The organism is Streptomyces sp. CNS606 (assembly GCF_000426325.1).
The window spans coordinates 702,865-718,519 of the sequence record NZ_KE384521.1; the positions used below are offsets into that span (position 1 = coordinate 702,865).

The window sequence follows — 15,655 nt, forward strand, 5'->3', positions numbered from 1 at the left end:
GCGCCCGAGGCCGTCACATGCGGGACAGGCCGGCCGCGGCGAACAGGACGTCGCGGACGGCCTCACGGTCGCCGTCGTGGCCCGCGGCGGCCTCCTCCGGCGCCACGTGGCCCGCCGCGAGCTGGCAGAACTCCAGCCCGTCCAGCGCCACGTGGGCCACCGCGTGCTCCGGCGAGCCGGCGGCTCCCGGCGAGTCCAGCGGCACGTACCAGTCGCCGCCGCCCGGGCCCTCCACCTCCAGGTGCAGGGAGCGGCCGGGCGCGCCGGCCGCGCCGAGCGTGCGGGCGGGGGAGGCGAGGCCGGCCCGGCGGCGGGCGGCCAGCGAGACGGGAAGCAGCCGCGCGGCGAGATCGAGCATCTGCCACAGGTGCGGCGCGGCCGGAGGGCCGTACGGATAGTCGATGGCGTCGGCGATGTCGCCCGCGTGCACCCAGCACTCGAAGGCGCGGTCGAGGAAGGCGTCCCGCATCGGCAGCGAGAAGTCCCCGTAGGGCACCGGCAGTCCGGGGGTGCGGTCGCCGCCGAAGGACACGGTGCGGATCAGTGCGTGGCGCTGGTGGCGCCACTGCTCGCGGGCCCGCCGGTCCACCGGTTCCGTGCGCCAGGTCGCCTCCGTGCGTGCGGTGGGGTCGGTACGCGCGGACGGCCCGGCGCCGGCGCGCACCGCGTCCGGGCGCAGCGGGTCGGGCAGCCCGAGCGTGGCCGCCACCGTGCCGTCGACCACGCTCAGGTGTCCGAGCACGCCGCCGACGGTCGTGGTGCGTTCGGCGTGCCGGAGGCCGTCGAACCAGCGCAGCCGCACCGGGGTCCGCCATTCCGCCTCGGCCAGGTCGTGCAGCAGCGCGTCCAGCCGAGCGGTCTCCGCGTCGTACGGGGTGGCCCACTCGGGCACGGGTATCCGGGCGGGACGGCGGCTCAGGCAGCCCTCCAGCACCTCGGAGCGCAGCATCGGGTCGAGGTCCAGCCCGTCCTCGGGGTGCAGCAGGCCCACGGCCTCGCGCAGCCGCAGCGCCTCGTCCGCGCAGCCCGTGCAGTCGGTCAGGTGTGCCTCGACGGCGGCGGTCTCCTCGGCCGAGCAGGCGGCGAGCGCCCACGCGCCGAGAAGCGATTTGAGCAGACCGTGGCTGTAACCGTGCGGCACCGGGCCCGCGTTGAGCGGTGCGAAGCGGGGCGGTGCGGCGCCGGGGGGCACCGGCCTTCCGCTCCGAGGCGGCGGAGGTCCCGGATGCTCCGGAGGGGGTGGCGGCAGGGGCGCGGGGTCCGGGGGCCAGGCGCCGTCCTCGGCGGCGGTGCGCGGCGGGGGCACCCGCGGCAGGCCGGAGGAGCCGTCCGGCTCGTGCGGATCCTGGCCGTTCGGCGCGTCGGGGCCGCTCATCCGGCCCGCCCGAGGCCCGGTGCGGCGCCCGGTGGCCCGCCGGACCCGGCCGGGAGGGACCGTGCGGCGGCCGACGAGAGCAGTTGGAGACCGAGCCGGAGCCGGCGGCGTGCCTCGTCCTCCGTGACGCCGAGGCGCTCGGCGGTCTGCCGGTAGTCCCGCCGCTGGAAGTAGGCGAGTTCGAGTGCGGCGCGCAGCGAGGCGGGCATGGAGTTCACGATGTAGTCGGCACGGGCGGCCGCGGAGGCGGTCCGCACCTTCTCCTCGATCTGTTCGGGTGTGCCGTCCCGCTGCCGCTCGCGGAGCCCGTCCGCGGCCAGCCGCTGGGTGACGGCGGCGATCCAGGAGCGCAGCGAACCGTCCTGCGGGTTCCACTCGCCGGGGTGTTCCCACAGGTACAGGAACACGTCGCGGGTGGTGCGGTCGGCGGCCGGCTCGTCGTCCAGCACGCGGTGCGCCAGCCCGTGCACCATGGCGGCGAAACGGTCGTACAGCTCGCCGAGGGCCGCCGCCTCGCCCCGCGCCAGCCGTTGCTGCATCTTCCGGTCCCAGCGCGGTGGTGTGTCCTGTGCCATGTGGTTCCGCTCCCGTGGCGCCGCCCGTCCCCTGCCCCCGCTCGAAAGATCCCCGCTCGCTGTGACGAATGTAGTGGGAGGCGCTGACAACGTACGCCCCTTTGCGGCAATGTGCGCCGGGACGGGACTGCGGAAGGTGCCGATAACCTCACATACCGCAGGATTTTGTGATCGAAGTCGGTCTGGAGCGCCCGCATATGCCCGTGAGTCTTGCGGTTCTGACCGGAAGTCGGCAGAGCGCGGAGCGGGGCAGGGCTTAGGGTCGCAGCAGGCAGACGGTTTTGACGGCCGTCCCCCGGGCAGCCGGAAGCTGAGGAGTATCCAGCGGGAAGGCGCGGGGGAGAACGCTCGGCGACGAAAGGGAAGCGGACACGTGTCGTTGAAGGTGGTGGAGGAGAAGCGAGGTGAGTGGACCGTCCTGCGCGTCTCCGGCGAGATGGACCTGGTGACCTCACCCGCCGTGCGGCAGCACGTCCACGACGCGGTGGCCGACGGCCGGCACAGTCTGGTCCTCGACCTCTCCGACGTCCTCTTCTGCGACTCCAGCGGCGTGGGTGTGCTCATCGCCTCGCGCCGGCTGATGCGCTCCTGCGCGGGCCGGCTGCGGCTGATCCTGCCGGCGCAGGGCGCCGAGGACGGCTCGCACGTCAACCGTGTGCTGGCCGCGCTGGGCGTGCGCCGTCTCTTCGACTGCTACCCCGACCTCGCCGCCGCCACCGGCCGTACGGCGTCCGCGGATCGCCCGCTGTCCGCCTGACCTCCCGCGCGGCGCCGACGCGGCGCGCTCCCGTCCGGCGCGCCGGCGGGCCCCTGGTGCCCGGGGCGTCCGGCGTGCCGCAGCGACCAGGCGGCGGAACAGCCGCTCTCACCGCCTACCACGCATCCCGTGACGACAGGCGCGGTATGCGTCGTGCCTACTCCTTTGCGACGGAATATGCCTGAAGTGCTTGTTCCGCCCGCGGTCGGGGAAGCAAGCTGTCGAACGTCCGCGTCACATAACGTGGCGGGGGCGGAACACAGAGTGATTCGTCCGCCGGTTCGGGTGGTGTGAGCGTGCGTGTGATGCAGGTCCGATTGGAGATCGGGGCGGATCCGGCCGAGGTCGGGCGTGCCCGCAGATGGGCCCGTGAGCGGCTGGCCGGCTGCGGGCTCGCGGGCTGCGGGCTCGCGGGAGACGACGAGCAGCTCGCGGAGACGGTCGTGCTGCTGGTCTCCGAGCTGGTCACCAACGCCGTGGTGCACACCGGCCGCCCGGCCGAGCTGAGCATGTCCCTCACGGAAGGCGGCCCCGAGCCGGGCGGCGCGAGCGGCCGGCCCGGCGCGGACGCCGCGGGCGGCCCGCACGGCGGCCCGTCCGGGGGCGCGCTGCGGGTCGAGGTCTGCGACGGCAGCCGCACGGCCCCGCTGCCGCGTCACGCCGAGGGCGAGGACACCGGCGGCCGGGGCCTGGAGCTGGTCTCCGGCCTCGCCGACCGCTGGGGCTGGCGGCTCGAAGGGGGCGGGAAGCGCGTCTGGTGCGAGTTCGACCGCGTCCCCGGTCCCGCCCCCGCCGAACGCGCCGACGCCCGTGCGTACGGCCGCGGTCGGACGGCGGACGCGCCCGTGCCGCCCCGGCCGCGCGGTCCGTCAGGCGGGCGTCCCCGCACGGAAGGTGCGCCGGTAGGCGCTGGGTGAGACGCCCAGCGACGCCTGGAGATGCATCCGCAGCGCGGACGCCGAGCCGAAGCCGGCATCGGCCGCGACCCTGTCCACGGGCAGGTCGCTGCTCTCCAGCAACCGTCGCGCCCGCTGCACGCGTTGCGCGGTCAGCCACTGCTGCGGGCTCACGCCGGCCTCCTCCCGGAACCGCCGGGTGAAGGTCCGCACGCTCATCGCCTCCGTCGCCGCCAACTCGCGCAGGGACAGCGGCCGGTGCAGATGCTGCAGGGCGAACGCCCGTGCCGTCGCGGTCGTCGCGCGCCGCTCCGGCTCCGGTAGCGGCCGTTCGATGTACTGCGCCTGCCCGCCGTCCCGGTGCGGCGGGACGACGGTGCGCCGGGCCACGGAGTTCGCGACCTCCGAGCCGAAGTCCTCGCGCACCATGTGCAGGCACAGGTCGATGCCCGAGGCGACGCCTGCCGAGGTGAGCACCCGGCCCTCCGCCACGTAGAGCACGTCCGGGTCGACCAGGACCTCCGGGAACAACGCGCGGAAACGGGCCGCCTCGCGCCAGTGGGTCGTCGCCCGCCGGCCGTTCAGCAGACCGGCGGCCGCCAGCACGAACGACCCGGTGCAGATGGAGGCGATGCGCGCCTCCGGCCGTATCCGCGCGAGCGCGCCGGCCAGTGCGGGTTCCAGACGGCCCTCCCGCCACGGCAGGTCGTCCTCGTGCGAGGCCGGCACGATCACCGTGTCCGCCTCCTCCAGCCCCTCCGGTCCGTGCGGGACGTTCAGCGTGAAATCGGCGTCCGTACGCACCGCTCCGGGGGAGACGGCGCAGGTCGCCACCTCGTACAGGCGCTCTTCGCGGGCGTCCCAGGCCCAGCCCATGATGCGGTGCGCGATGCCGAGTTCGATGGGCAGCAGCCCGTGCCGGACCAGCACCGCGACCCGGTGCCTGCCGTCGTGCGCGAAAACGGTCATGGCCCGATCCTCGCACAACATGGCCATCGGGCCACTCGTCCGGTCGGCCGCACCGGGCGACTCTGATCCGCGTGACGCAGACTCCGACCACCGCACGGAAGCTCCCCCGCCGCCGCGACCGCCGCCCGTCCTCCCGCTCCCCGCTCGCCGGCCCGCGCAGAACGGGCAGCGTGCACCGCGCCTGGTGGGTGGCCGTCGTCGCCTTCGTCGCCCTCGTCGGCGCCGCCGCCTTCCGGGCGACGCCCAGCGTGTTCATCGAGCCGCTGCACGAGGAGTTCGGCTGGTCGCACGCCACCATCTCCGGCGCCGTCTCCGTCAACATCCTGCTCTACGGCCTCACCGCGCCCTTCGCCTCCGCACTGATGGAGCGCTACGGCGTCCGCCCGATCGTCTCCGGCGCGCTGCTGGTCATCGCCGCGGGCAGCGGGCTGACCGTCTTCCTCTCCGCCTCCTGGCAACTGGTGCTCTGCTGGGGCGTGCTGGTCGGCCTCGGCACCGGCTCGATGGCGCTGGCCTTCGCGGCCACCGTCACCAACCGCTGGTTCGTCCACCGTCGCGGCCTGGTCACCGGCATCCTCACGGCGGGCAGCGCCGCGGGCCAGCTCGTCTTCCTGCCGCTCGTCGCGCTGGTCGTCGAGGGCTCCGGCTGGCGCACGGCGTCCCTGCTGGTGTCGGGCGCGGCGCTGGCGGTCGTCCCGCTCGTGCTGTGGCTCCTGCGCGACCGCCCCGAGGACGTCGGCCTGCGTCCGTACGGCGCCGACGACGCCTACGTCACCCCGCCCCGCCCGAGCGGCGGTGCGGCGCGCCGCACCCTCGGCGCACTGGCCGCCGCCGCCCGCACCCGGGTCTTCTGGCTGCTCGCGGGCACCTTCGCGGTCTGCGGCGCCTCGACGAACGGCCTGGTCGGCACCCACTTCGTGCCGGCGGCGCACGACCACGGGATGGCCGTCCCGGCCGCCGCCTCCCTGCTCGCCGTCATCGGCGTCTTCGACCTGGTCGGCACGGTCGCGTCCGGCTGGTTCACCGACCGCTTCGACGCGCGCCGCCTGCTCGCCGTCTACTACGCGCTGCGCGGGGTCTCCCTGCTGTTCCTGCCGCTGCTGTTCGCCGAGACGGTGCAGCCGCCGATGCTGTTCTTCATCGTCTTCTACGGCCTGGACTGGGTGGCGACGGTGCCGCCGACCATCGCGTTGTGCCGCGAGCACTTCGGTGACGACGGCGCGGTCGTCTTCGGCTGGGTTCTCGCCTCCCACCAGGCCGGGGCCTCCCTGGTCGCCTTCCTCGCGGGCCTCACCCGCGACCTGACCGGCTCCTACGACCTCGCCTGGGTCGCGTCCGGTGCCCTGTGCGCCGTCGCGGCGCTCGCGGCCCTCGTCATCCGGCGCCCTTCCGCGCCGGGCACGTCCGTCCCGGGCACGTCCGTCCCGCGCGAGGCGGATCCTCGGGCCGGACGACCCGCGCCGCCCGCGTGACGAGCCCGCCGCGGCTGCGCCGCCCGGACGCCCCGGGACTCGGTCCGGCTGGGGCGGGGCCGGCGCGAACCGCGCGTTTCCGCGCCCGCCCGGCTCGTCCCGCGCCGCCGGGCCGCGCCGCCCGCCCGTCGCCTGCCGCCTTCCCGGCCGGGGCCCGTCAGGCCGAGCCGTTCGGTCCGGACGGTGCCGGTCCCCCGGCCTCGGACACCGTGGCCGTGTCCGAGGCCGCCGGCACCGTGCCTGCCGTGCCTCGGTACGTGACGCGGTACGCGCTCGGCGGCACGCCGACCGCGGCCTGGAAGTGCTGCCGCAGGTTCGCGCCCGTGCCGAAACCCGCGTCGGCGGCGACCCGGTCGACGGGCAGGTCCGTCTCCTCCAGGAGCTGCCGTGCGCGTTCCACGCGGCGCTGCGTGAGCCACCGTCCCGGTGTCACGCCGACCTCCTCTCGGAAGCGGCGGCTGAACGTCCGGACGCTCATCCCCTCCTGCTCCGCCAGCTCGCGCAGCGCGAGCGGCCGGTCCAGGCGGGCCAGCGCCCAGGCGCGGGCCGCGCCCGTGGCGGCGTGCCGTCCGGGGTCGGCCACGGGACGGGGCACGTACTGCGCCTGCCCGCCCTCCCGGTGCGGCGGCACCACCGTGGTCCGCGCGACGTCGGCGGCCACCGCCGCGCCGTGGTCGCGGCGGATGATGTGCAGGCACAGGTCGATGCCCGCCGCCTCCCCGGCGGAGGTGAGCACGTCGCCGTCGTCGGTGTAGAGCACGTCGGGATCGAGTCGCACCCGCGGGTGCAGCTCCCGGAAGCGGTCCACCGACTTCCAGTGCGTCGCCGCGGGCCGGCCGTCGAGCCGCCCCGCGGCGGCCAGGACGAAGGCGCCCGTGCACACCGACGCCAGCCGAGCGCCCGGCCCGATCCGCGACAGCGCCGCACGCAGCGGCTCGCTCAGCACCCCCGAGACGCCGTCCTCCTCGTGCGAGGCGGGGACGACGACGGTGTCCGCCTCGGTCAGCGCCTGCGTTCCGTGCTCCACCAGCACCGGGAAGTCGGCGTCCGTGCGCACCAGTCCGGGTGCGACGGCGCAGGTCAGCACCTCGTACAGGCGGTCACCGGAGCGCGGGTCGCGTGCGGCGCCGAACAGCTGGTGCACCAGGCCCAGCTCCAGCGGCAGCACCCCGTGCCGCACCAGCACCGCGACGCGGTGCCTGCCGTCGTCCGCGAAGACCGTCATGGCCGTATTCTTTCACACCATGGCAGTCCGGCCACTCGTCCTGCCGCCGGGACTCGAGCAGGCTCGTACGCATGACCCCGACGCACACGACTCCGACGCACACCACCCCCGCGGCCGTGACCCCCATGAACGTGCTGTGGGTCTACGCCCATCCCGAGCAGCGCTCGCTGAACGGCACCCTGCGCGCCGAAGGGCTCCGCGCCCTGGCGGCCGACGGCCACGCGGTACGGGAGTCCGACCTGTACGCGATGGACTTCAAGCCGGTCGTCGAGGCGGCCGACTTCCACCGCGCGTCGTGCGAGCGGTTGTTCGTCGGCGCCGAGCAGGAGCGTGCGTACCGCGCCGGCAAGCTCGCCGACGACATCCGGGCGGAACAGGAGAAGCTCGCCTGGGCGGACACGCTGGTCCTCCAGTTCCCGCTGTGGTGGTTCGGGCCGCCGGCGATCCTGAAGGGCTGGTTCGACCGGGTGCTGGTGCAGGGCTTCGCGTTCGGCGTCCGGGACGCGGAAGGCCGTACCCGCCGCTACGGCGACGGCGGTCTGGCGGGCCGGCGGGCGCTGGTCGTCACCTCCGTCGGCGCCCGCGCGTCGAGCTTCGGTCCGCGCGGCATCCACGGCGCGCTCGACGAGGTGCTGTGGCCGGTGCTGCACGGCACCCTCTGGTACACCGGCATGGCCCCGCTGCGCCCGTACGTGGTGCACGGCGCGGACCGTGCGACGCCCGCCGAGGCGGACGCCCACGCCGCGGCACTGGCGGACCGCCTCCGCGGCCTGCCCCGCGAGCAGCCCCTCGCCTACCGGCACGAGGCGGGCGCGGACTACGACGCCGACCTGGTCCTGCACGCCGACCGCGCCCCGGGCCGCGTCGGGCTCGGAGCGCATGTCGTGCCGCCGCCCGCATGAGCGGGGGCGGCCGGGCCGGGGATTACAGGTTCCGCTCGGCGAAGACCTCCATCGCCTCGCAGACGAACTGCGCGGTGCCCTCGCCATGCACGTCGTAGTTCGCGGTGAAGCGCGGGTCGGCGACGTACATCCGGCCGAGACCGGTGAACTGCTCGGCTGTCGGCCACCGACCCTGCCAGCCCCCCGCCACCCAGTCGTAGTGGCGCCGGGTGATGGCCTGGGCCTCCTCCCCGTCGGGCGCGAGGCCCTCGGCGTACGCACGGGCGTAGTCGCGAGAGATGTCGAGCTGCCGCTGCTTGAAGTCGCGCTTCTCCTCGTCCGGGAGTCCGCGCCACCAGCGGTCGCCCTGCTCGTACGCCTCCTTGCCCCAGCGCTCGGTGACCTCGTCCTTGTACTGCGTGTGGTCGAACCCGTCCAGAACCTCGTCCGGCATGAGTGATTCGCCTCCCTGTGTCTTGGTGAGCGTCGTGCGGACGGACCGGATCTGGCGGTCCAGCCGCTCCCGTTCCTGCTCCAGCAGGCGCAGGTGCGTGCGCAGCGCGCCCTCCGTGTCGCGCTGCCCCGCCAGCACGTCGGCGATCGCCGTCAGGCTCAGCCCCAGCTCTCGCAGGAGCAGGATGCGCTGAAGCCGTACGAGCGCCTCGCCGTCGTAGTGGCGCTGACCGCCGTGCCCGACGCGGGTGGGCTTGAGCAGGCCGATGTCGTCGTAGTGGCGCAGCGCCCGGCTGGTGATCCCCGCCGACCGCGCCACCTCCTGAATGGGCCACTCCATGCCCTGCCTCCGTCCGTCCAGGTGTGTACGCGCCGGTTCGTTCCGGCTTGCGCCGTTGCGTCCGACGTCATCGACGCTATGGCTTTCCGCAACGTCAAGCGCAAGCCGTGAAGGCGCGCCGCACTGCCGTGGAACATCGCGTGGTGAGGGCGTCCGCCGAACGGCAAGGGCGCTGACACAGCCGAGCCCGACCTGCCCCGCCCCCAGTGGCCGATGGGCCGACGTCGGCATGCCGGGGCACCCGGCCCGTCATCTTCCTCGGCTACCGTGCGCCGGGCCGAAGACCTGTGGGAGAGAGCGAGTGATGAACATGGCGGGGGCCGCTGCTGGTGGGGGCGGGCTGAAGCGCCGCCTGGGGGTTCTCGACGCCGTGGTGATCGGCTTGGGCTCCATGATCGGGGCCGGGATCTTCGCCGCCCTCGGCCCGGCGGCCGACGCCGCCGGCTCCGGGCTCCTGCTCGCCCTGGCCCTCGCCGCGCTCGTGGCGTACTGCAACGCGCTCTCCTCCGCACGGCTGGCCGCCCTCTACCCGCAGTCCGGTGGCACCTACGTCTACGGCCGGATGCGCCTGGGTGAATTCTGGGGCTACCTGGCCGGCTGGGCGTTCATCGTCGGCAAGACCGCCTCCTGCGCGGCGATGGCCCTCACCATCGGCGCCTACCTCTGGCCCGACCATGCTCATGCCGTGGGCGTGGTCGCCGTGGTGGCACTGACCGCGGTGAACTACGTCGGCGTGCAGAAGTCCGCCCTCCTTGCCCGCATCACCGTCTCGCTCGTCCTGGCCGTGCTCCTCACCGCAGTCGTCACCGCCCTGACCTCCAACCCCGCGGACACCACGCGGCTGGAGGTCGGCGCCCACGCCGGCGTCGGCGGGGTGCTCCAGGCCGCTGGACTGCTGTTCTTCGCCTTCGCCGGATACGCGCGTATCGCCACCCTCGGCGAAGAAGTCCGCGACCCCGCCCACACCGTCCCGCGCGCCATTCCGCTCGCGCTCGGCATCACCCTCGCCGTCTATGCCCTCGTCGCCACCGCCACCCTCGCGGTGCTCGGCCCGGCCGGGCTGGCAGGCGCCACCGCCCCGCTGTCCGACGCCGCCCAGGCCGCCGGCGCCGACTGGCTCGTGCCCGTCGTCCGGGCCGGTGCCGCTGTCGCCGCGCTCGGCTCCCTGCTCGCGCTGATCCTCGGCGTCTCCCGGACCACGCTGGCCATGTCCCGTGACGGGCACCTGCCCCACACGTTGTCCGCCGTCCACCCCCGCTTCGGCATTCCGCACCACGCCGAAATCGCCGTCGGTGCCCTCGTCGCCCTGCTCGTCGCGACGACCGACGTACGCGGCGCCATCGGCTTCTCCTCCTTCGGAGTCCTGGCCTACTACGCCGTGGCCAACGCCTCCGCCTGGACCCTGACCCCCGAGGAAGGCAGCCCCCGCCGCCTCATTCCCCTCATCGGCCTCACCGGCTGCGCAATCCTTGCTTTCGCCCTGCCCCTGAGTGCCGTCATCTCCGGCGCCGCAGTCCTCATCCTCGGAGCCGTCATCTACGGCCTGCGAACAGCCGGGACCAAGAACTCCCGCCACTGACGTCTCCCTCCTCGCCCATCCGCTGTACCGCGAAAGCGACCAACGGCTGGCTCTCCGAAGAGGCAAGAGCAGGTCCGCACACACGCGCCGCGAGCAGTGCGGGCCGATTCCTCACCCAGCCGGGTCACACCACCGACATGTCCAGCCTCGAACTGCACCGGGACACAAGCCGCCCCCTGAACCGGCGAGGTCCGCCCTCGGCCGCGACGTGGAGGCCCTGCTCCTCGACCCGTGCTTCCGGGGCACGGAGGTGGCGGCCGCCGCGGGGCCTGAGGGGGTCGGCGGCCGGGGTCAGGGCCGACCGGGGGTCAGGCCGCTCGGCGGGCGATGGCGCGGGCGATGCGGTCGGCGTCGCGGGAGAGTTCGCGGAGCATGCCGCTGAGCGGGTTGGTGTAGCCGGTGAAGAAGAGGCCGGGGGCGTCGGGGTGGGTGTGGGCGCCGTGGGCGAGGGGGCGGCCGGTGGCGTCGAGTACGCCGAGGTGGCCGACCAGCGGGGTGAGGCCGCGGGTGTAGCCGGTGGCGGCGACGACGACGTCGGGCGTGAGCGAGGCGCCGTCGGTCAGGGTGACCTTGCCGGCGTCGAACGACTCCACGGCGGCGACGACTTCGACGCGCCGCTTGCGTATCGCCTTGATGAGGCCGACGTCCTGGACGGGGATCGCGCCCTCCCGGGCCCGCGTGTAGAGGCCGGCTTCGGGGCGGGGCAGACCGTACGGCTCGAGGTCGGGGAGGGCGAGGCGCGCCATGCGGGCGGCCATCGCGTCGACCATGCCGGTCGGGAGGCGGCGGCAGAGGACGCCGTTCGCCTGCGCCGGCCAGCCGAGTGTGGAACGCCGGACGATGTGCGGCGGGGTGCGCACGGCGAGGCGTACCCGGGCCGCGCCGCCCTCGACGAGGTCGACGGCTATCTCGGCGCCGGTGTTGCCGACGCCCACGACCAGCACGTCCTGCCCCGCGTACGGCGCGGCGTTGCGGTAGCGGGAGGCGTGCAGGAGTTCGCCGGTGAAGGACTGGCGGCCGGGCCACTCGGGGAGCCGGGCCGTGTGGTTGTAGCCGGTGGCCACGACGACGGCGGCGGCGGAGAGCTTGCGCCCGCCGTTGGCGTGCAGCGTCCAGGTGGCGCCGTCCCCGCCGCCGTTCGCGCCGTCCCCGTCCCCGTCGCCGTCGCGGTCGATGCGGTCGACCTCGACGCCGGCCGCGAGTTCGATCCGGTGATGGTCGGCGTACGCCTCGAGGTACCGCACGAGGTCGTCGCGGGCGACCCAGCGGCCGTACGAGCGGGGGATGGGCAGTCCGGGCAGCGCGGACCAGCGCCGCGTGGTGTGGAGGCGCAGCCGGTCGTAGTGGGAGCGCCAGGAGGCGCCCACCGAGGGGGACTTCTCCAGCACGACGGTGCGTATGCCGCGCCGCTGGAGCGCCGCGGCGGTCGCCAGGCCGCCGGGTCCTGCGCCGACGACGTGGACGGGGTGGGCTTGTCCGGACATGTGCATGCCGATGAGCGTAGTGTGCCGCCGAGGCCACCCCGGACGGCCTCCCGTCCTCCCTTGCAGCCTGGCGAAAGCTGCTGGTCAGGGAGATGTGACGGGTGATCAGCGCCGTCACAGGAGGGGAGAGTTCGGGTCTGACGTGGGGAGGGCGTGAAGCTCGGACAATGGTAACGATCGCGTAACTTCGGGTCGCCGTCCGCGTTCCATAGCGGACATGTACCGTTAGTCCCACATGTGTACGGCTAGAACGGAGCAGTCACCGCACGCCCGACCGAAAGGGCTCGCTCCGTTGCAGCACAAGAAGAGAACCAACAGGAAGTCTCGGATAGTCCTCGTCGGAGCAGCCGCGCTGATGCTGCTCGGCGGCACGGGCGCCCTCGCGGGCGCGCTGGAGCCGACGGACGGGCCGCCCGGCGGCGGGCTCGGCCAGGTGCGCGGGGCCGACGCCCCCGGCGCCATCGAGGGCGAGTACATCGTGGTGATGAAGGAGTCCGGCAAGGCTGCTCCGGACGCCTCGCTGCTGAGGTCCACCGAGTCGGTGCGCGGCCTCGCGGAGAACCTGCTGGAGGAGACCGAGGCGCTGGGTGCCGCGGTCGAGCGCACCTACAGCACCGCGTTCAAGGGCTTCTCGGTGCGGGCGGACGAGGCCGAGGCGCGTCGTCTCGCGGCCCTCCCGTCCGTCGCCTACGTCGAGCAGAACGGCGTCGAGCGCGGCGACGACATGACGCAGATCAACGCGACCTGGGGTCTGGACCGCGTCGACCAGCGGGACCTGCCGCTGAACGACCAGTACGCTCACATCACCGGTGGCGGGAACGTGCGCGCGTACGTCGTCGACTCGGGCGTCAGCGTGGGCTACCCGGCCTTCACCGGACGGGCCTCGAACGGCTGGGACTTCGTCGAGGACGACGCCGTCGCGCAGGACTGCCACGGCCACGGGACGCACGTCGCGGGCACCGTCGGCGGCGCGGTGTACGGAGTGGCCAAGGAAGTGAAGATCGTCGCGGTGCGGGTGCTGAACTGCGAGAACCGCGGCACCACCGCCGACGTGCTGGCCGGCTACGACTGGGTCGCCGCCAACGCGCAGCTCCCCGCGGTCGCCAACGTGAGCATCGGCGGCAGCGCCAGCGACACCAAGGACGACGCGGTCCGCGGCATGGTCGAGGCGGGTGTGACCGTCGCGGTCTCGGCCGGCAACGACGACCGCGAAGCCTGCCTGCAGTCCCCGGCGCGGGAGCCGGACGTGCTCACCGTGGCGGCGACGACCGCCACCGACGCGCGGTGGGGGAACTCGAACTACGGCGACTGCGTGGACCTCTTCGCCCCCGGCCACCTCATCGAGTCCGCCGATCACGACGACCCGGACGGTACGGCGGTGTGGAGCGGCACCTCGATGGCAGCCCCGCACGTGACCGGCGCCGCCGCGCTCTACCTCGCCGAGCACCCGTCGGCCACGCCCGACGAGGTCACCGAGGCGCTGCTGGACGGTTCGACGAAGGGCCGCGTCACGGACGCGGGCAGCGGCTCGCCGAACCGTCTGCTGTACACCCGGTTCTGACGACCGGCGCGGCGCGGTGGGCACGCCCGCCCCGCCGAGGACACGCATGGACACGGCCCGGGTCCCCTCGGAGATCGAGGGGGCCCGGGCCGTGTCCATGCCGTGGCGGGGCGCTGCGCCGTCACGGGTGCGGGCGCGACGGCGGCCTGCGGGGAGGCGCCGTCGCGGATGCCGCGTGAGGATGCGGCGGGGACAGGAGCCGCCGCACGCGTCCGGCACCCGGCCGCCCGGGCTCGCCGCCCCGGGCCGGGCCGGGCGCGGCCGTGGGGCCGACGGCGTCGGCGGCTACCTGGCGGGCTTGCGTCCGGTCACACCGAGGTGCACCAGCTCCACGAGCGTGGGCCGGACGTCGGCCTGCTTCACACTCCAGGTCTGGAACACCTTCTGGTGACCCGCCACCGAGGCGAGGAGGGTGACCAGCGCGCCGGCCATGGCCGCCGGCACCACTTCCTCGTCGACCCGGCCGCGCGCCTGGAGATCCTTGACGGCGTCCGTCAGGGACGCGGTCACGCCGTTGAGAAGCCGTGTGCGGATGCGGGAGAAACGTTTGTCCCCCTCGGCTGCGCCGAGATCGACGACACGCAGCAGCGCGTCGTTGCGGCGCCAGAAGGCGAGGAAGCCGTCGACCAGCTCCTCCGCCGTTCCGCGCCCGGACTTCCCGGCCCAGGAACGGCCCTCGACGATCTCGCCGAGGTTCGCTCCCTCCTTGGCCACCGCGTCCGCGAGTTCCAGAACGGCGCCCTCGACGTCCGGGAAGTACTGGTAGAAGGTCGCGGGGGACGTACCCGCCTTCCGCGCGACGTCGATCACCTTGACGTCGCGGTACGGCGACGAGTTCAGCATCTCGCCGAGGCGGTCGAGCAGCTTCTGCCGCGTCGCCTGGCCCCTCCGGCCGGCGACCCTGCCGTCGACGGTTCGTACCTGTCCTGTCATGCCGTCAGCTTACCGACGGGTGAAGGGCGCGCGATTCGGGCGGTGCAAACGGGTCTGGGACCCGTTTTCAGCGCCGTGCCGTGGCGGGCCCGCACGAACTGCGAGTGTCGGTGCCGCCCGCTAGCGTTTCTGTCGTACACACGAGGTGCACGGCCGCGCACGCACGGTGGCGCGGGCAGCTGGGAGGTGGAGCGACGATGGCCGGATTCGCGGAGGGCGCGCCCTGCTGGGCGGTCGCCATGCTGCCCGACGTCGCGGCGGGCAGAAGGTTCTACGGTGAGCTGCTGGGCTGGTCCTTCGGGGAGCCGGACCGCGAGCGGGAGGCGTACACGACGGCGACGCTGGGCGGGAAGGCCGTCGCCGGTCTGGTCGCGAAGCCCGACGGCCGGATGCCCACCGACTGGAACGTGCATCTGAGTACCCCGGACATCGCGGCTGCCGCCGGGAGGGTCCGGGAGGCGGGCGGGCAGGTCATCATGGAGCCGTTCCCGCTGGGCGGGGCGGGGTACACGGCGGTGGCGGCAGACCCGGGCGGCGCCGTCTTCCAGCTCTGGCAGCCGGGCACGATGACCGGCTTCGAGGCCCCCGGGGAGCCTGGTGCGTACGCCTGGGCGGAGGTGTACACCAGAGCCGCCGACAAGGAGGCCGTCGACGCCTTCTACGCGGCCGTCTTCGGCTTCGGGACCGGCGACCTCAGCGAGACGCTGGGGGAGGACTTCGTCATGTGGGCGCCGCGCGGCGAGCCGGCCGACCCGGAGCACGCGGTGGGTGGCCGCGCCCTGATCGCCGCCGACGCCCCGGAGCACCTGCCGGCGCACTTCCTCCTCTACTTCGCGGTGGGCGACTGCGACGAGGCGGTCCGGACGACCAACCGCCTCGGCGGGCGCACGGTGCGGGAGCCGGCCACCACGCCCTTCGGCCGGTACGCGGTGCTCGTGGACGACCAGGGTGCCTATTTCGCCGTGATCGCCCCGGAAGAGGGGCATTGAGAGAGAGCTGACCGGGGAGTAACGACACGGCCGGGCCGCCCCCGGGTTCGCAACCGCAGGCCGCGCCAGGAACAATCGGTCCCGACGGACACTTTCGTCCTGCGGGGCGGTGAGATGCTGCACGGGGGCGGTGACGAAGCGAACGCCCCAACGGGGAGGTGGCAGG

14 protein-coding genes are annotated in these 15,655 nt (G+C 74.2%); 7 read left to right on the forward strand and 7 right to left on the reverse strand.

Annotation, left to right across the window (positions count from 1 at the left end):
• Window positions 1-13: 13 nt before the first annotated feature.
• Both K304_RS0123935 and K304_RS0123940 read right to left on the reverse strand, forming a co-directional pair.
• A complete protein-coding gene (locus tag K304_RS0123935; protein ID WP_027765779.1) occupies window positions 14-1,375 on the reverse strand; it encodes a zf-HC2 domain-containing protein in 1,362 nt (453 codons plus the stop codon).
• Entirely contained in the window at window positions 1,372-1,950 is a 579-nt protein-coding gene (locus K304_RS0123940; protein ID WP_027765780.1) for a sigma-70 family RNA polymerase sigma factor, read from the reverse strand. The genes K304_RS0123935 and K304_RS0123940 overlap by 4 nt, the downstream gene beginning before the upstream one ends.
• 373 nt (window positions 1,951-2,323) lie before the next feature.
• Here K304_RS0123940 and K304_RS0123945 point away from each other — a divergent pair, with 373 nt between their 5' ends.
• Window positions 2,324-2,707 (forward strand): STAS domain-containing protein, encoded by a 384-nt coding sequence (locus K304_RS0123945; RefSeq protein WP_027765781.1) that lies wholly within the window; start codon window positions 2,324-2,326, stop codon window positions 2,705-2,707.
• A gap of 296 nt (window positions 2,708-3,003) precedes the next feature.
• Window positions 3,004-3,624, forward strand: coding sequence for an ATP-binding protein (locus K304_RS30985; protein ID WP_199779664.1), 621 nt, complete (start codon window positions 3,004-3,006; stop codon window positions 3,622-3,624).
• Here the strand turns inward: K304_RS30985 and K304_RS0123955 are convergent.
• Window positions 3,577-4,599, reverse strand: coding sequence for a helix-turn-helix domain-containing protein (locus K304_RS0123955; protein WP_037791544.1), 1,023 nt, complete (start codon window positions 4,597-4,599; stop codon window positions 3,577-3,579). The genes K304_RS30985 and K304_RS0123955 overlap by 48 nt on opposite strands.
• Before the next feature lie 44 nt (window positions 4,600-4,643).
• On the opposite strand from K304_RS0123955, the gene K304_RS30990 reads away from it, so the two are divergent.
• Window positions 4,644-6,044 (forward strand): MFS transporter, encoded by a 1,401-nt coding sequence (locus tag K304_RS30990; RefSeq protein WP_051308762.1) that lies wholly within the window; start codon window positions 4,644-4,646, stop codon window positions 6,042-6,044.
• A gap of 157 nt (window positions 6,045-6,201) precedes the next feature.
• On the opposite strand, the gene K304_RS30995 is transcribed toward K304_RS30990, so the two are convergent.
• Window positions 6,202-7,269 (reverse strand): helix-turn-helix domain-containing protein, encoded by a 1,068-nt coding sequence (locus K304_RS30995; RefSeq protein ID WP_051308763.1) that lies wholly within the window; start codon window positions 7,267-7,269, stop codon window positions 6,202-6,204.
• Between the two features lie 125 nt (window positions 7,270-7,394).
• Between K304_RS30995 and K304_RS0123970 the strand changes: the two genes are divergently transcribed.
• Window positions 7,395-8,171: an NAD(P)H-dependent oxidoreductase gene (locus tag K304_RS0123970; RefSeq protein ID WP_027765783.1), complete on the forward strand. Its 777-nt coding sequence runs from the start codon at window positions 7,395-7,397 to the stop codon at window positions 8,169-8,171.
• 22 nt (window positions 8,172-8,193) lie between these two features.
• On the opposite strand, the gene K304_RS0123975 is transcribed toward K304_RS0123970, so the two are convergent.
• Window positions 8,194-8,943, reverse strand: coding sequence for a MerR family transcriptional regulator (locus tag K304_RS0123975; protein WP_027765784.1), 750 nt, complete (start codon window positions 8,941-8,943; stop codon window positions 8,194-8,196).
• 304 nt (window positions 8,944-9,247) lie between these two features.
• Between K304_RS0123975 and K304_RS0123980 the strand changes: the two genes are divergently transcribed.
• The gene (locus tag K304_RS0123980) at window positions 9,248-10,522 is read left to right on the forward strand and encodes an amino acid permease (RefSeq protein WP_037791545.1); all 1,275 of its coding nucleotides are present in this window, start codon (window positions 9,248-9,250) and stop codon (window positions 10,520-10,522) included.
• Window positions 10,523-10,830: 308 nt separating this feature from the next.
• Here K304_RS0123980 and K304_RS0123985 read toward each other — a convergent pair whose 3' ends face one another.
• Window positions 10,831-12,006: a flavin-containing monooxygenase gene (locus tag K304_RS0123985; RefSeq protein WP_027765786.1), complete on the reverse strand. Its 1,176-nt coding sequence runs from the start codon at window positions 12,004-12,006 to the stop codon at window positions 10,831-10,833.
• A gap of 355 nt (window positions 12,007-12,361) precedes the next feature.
• Between K304_RS0123985 and K304_RS0123990 the strand changes: the two genes are divergently transcribed.
• On the forward strand, window positions 12,362-13,567 hold the full coding sequence (locus tag K304_RS0123990; protein WP_486591788.1) for a S8 family peptidase: 1,206 nt from the start codon (window positions 12,362-12,364) through the stop codon (window positions 13,565-13,567).
• A 285-nt stretch (window positions 13,568-13,852) separates the two neighbouring features.
• Here the strand turns inward: K304_RS0123990 and K304_RS0123995 are convergent, their stop codons facing one another.
• Window positions 13,853-14,500 carry a TetR/AcrR family transcriptional regulator gene (locus K304_RS0123995; RefSeq protein WP_027765788.1) on the reverse strand — a complete coding sequence of 216 codons (648 nt, stop codon included), beginning with the start codon at window positions 14,498-14,500 and terminating at the stop codon, window positions 13,853-13,855.
• Window positions 14,501-14,697: 197 nt separating this feature from the next.
• Between K304_RS0123995 and K304_RS0124000 the strand changes: the two genes are divergently transcribed.
• Window positions 14,698-15,489, forward strand: coding sequence for a VOC family protein (locus K304_RS0124000; RefSeq protein ID WP_027765789.1), 792 nt, complete (start codon window positions 14,698-14,700; stop codon window positions 15,487-15,489).
• The last annotated feature ends 166 nt before the right edge of the window (window positions 15,490-15,655 follow it).

What these genes read in the sequence shown, in the direction of transcription:
- K304_RS0123935 (WP_027765779.1), bottom strand. Translation starts at nt 1,375, where the DNA reads ATGAGCGGCCCCGACGCGCCGAACGGCCAGGATCCGCACGAGCCGGAC.
- K304_RS0123940 (WP_027765780.1), bottom strand. Translation starts at nt 1,950, where the DNA reads ATGGCACAGGACACACCACCGCGCTGGGACCGGAAGATGCAGCAACGG.
- K304_RS0123955 (WP_037791544.1), bottom strand. Translation starts at nt 4,599, where the DNA reads ATGGCCATGTTGTGCGAGGATCGGGCCATGACCGTTTTCGCGCACGAC.
- K304_RS30995 (WP_051308763.1), bottom strand. Translation starts at nt 7,269, where the DNA reads ATGACGGTCTTCGCGGACGACGGCAGGCACCGCGTCGCGGTGCTGGTG.
- K304_RS0123970 (WP_027765783.1), top strand. Translation starts at nt 7,395, where the DNA reads ATGAACGTGCTGTGGGTCTACGCCCATCCCGAGCAGCGCTCGCTGAAC.
- K304_RS0123975 (WP_027765784.1), bottom strand. Translation starts at nt 8,943, where the DNA reads ATGGAGTGGCCCATTCAGGAGGTGGCGCGGTCGGCGGGGATCACCAGC.
- K304_RS0123980 (WP_037791545.1), top strand. Translation starts at nt 9,248, where the DNA reads ATGAACATGGCGGGGGCCGCTGCTGGTGGGGGCGGGCTGAAGCGCCGC.
- K304_RS0123985 (WP_027765786.1), bottom strand. Translation starts at nt 12,006, where the DNA reads ATGTCCGGACAAGCCCACCCCGTCCACGTCGTCGGCGCAGGACCCGGC.
- K304_RS0123990 (WP_486591788.1), top strand. Translation starts at nt 12,362, where the DNA reads ATGCTGCTCGGCGGCACGGGCGCCCTCGCGGGCGCGCTGGAGCCGACG.
- K304_RS0123995 (WP_027765788.1), bottom strand. Translation starts at nt 14,500, where the DNA reads ATGACAGGACAGGTACGAACCGTCGACGGCAGGGTCGCCGGCCGGAGG.
- K304_RS0124000 (WP_027765789.1), top strand. Translation starts at nt 14,698, where the DNA reads ATGGCCGGATTCGCGGAGGGCGCGCCCTGCTGGGCGGTCGCCATGCTG.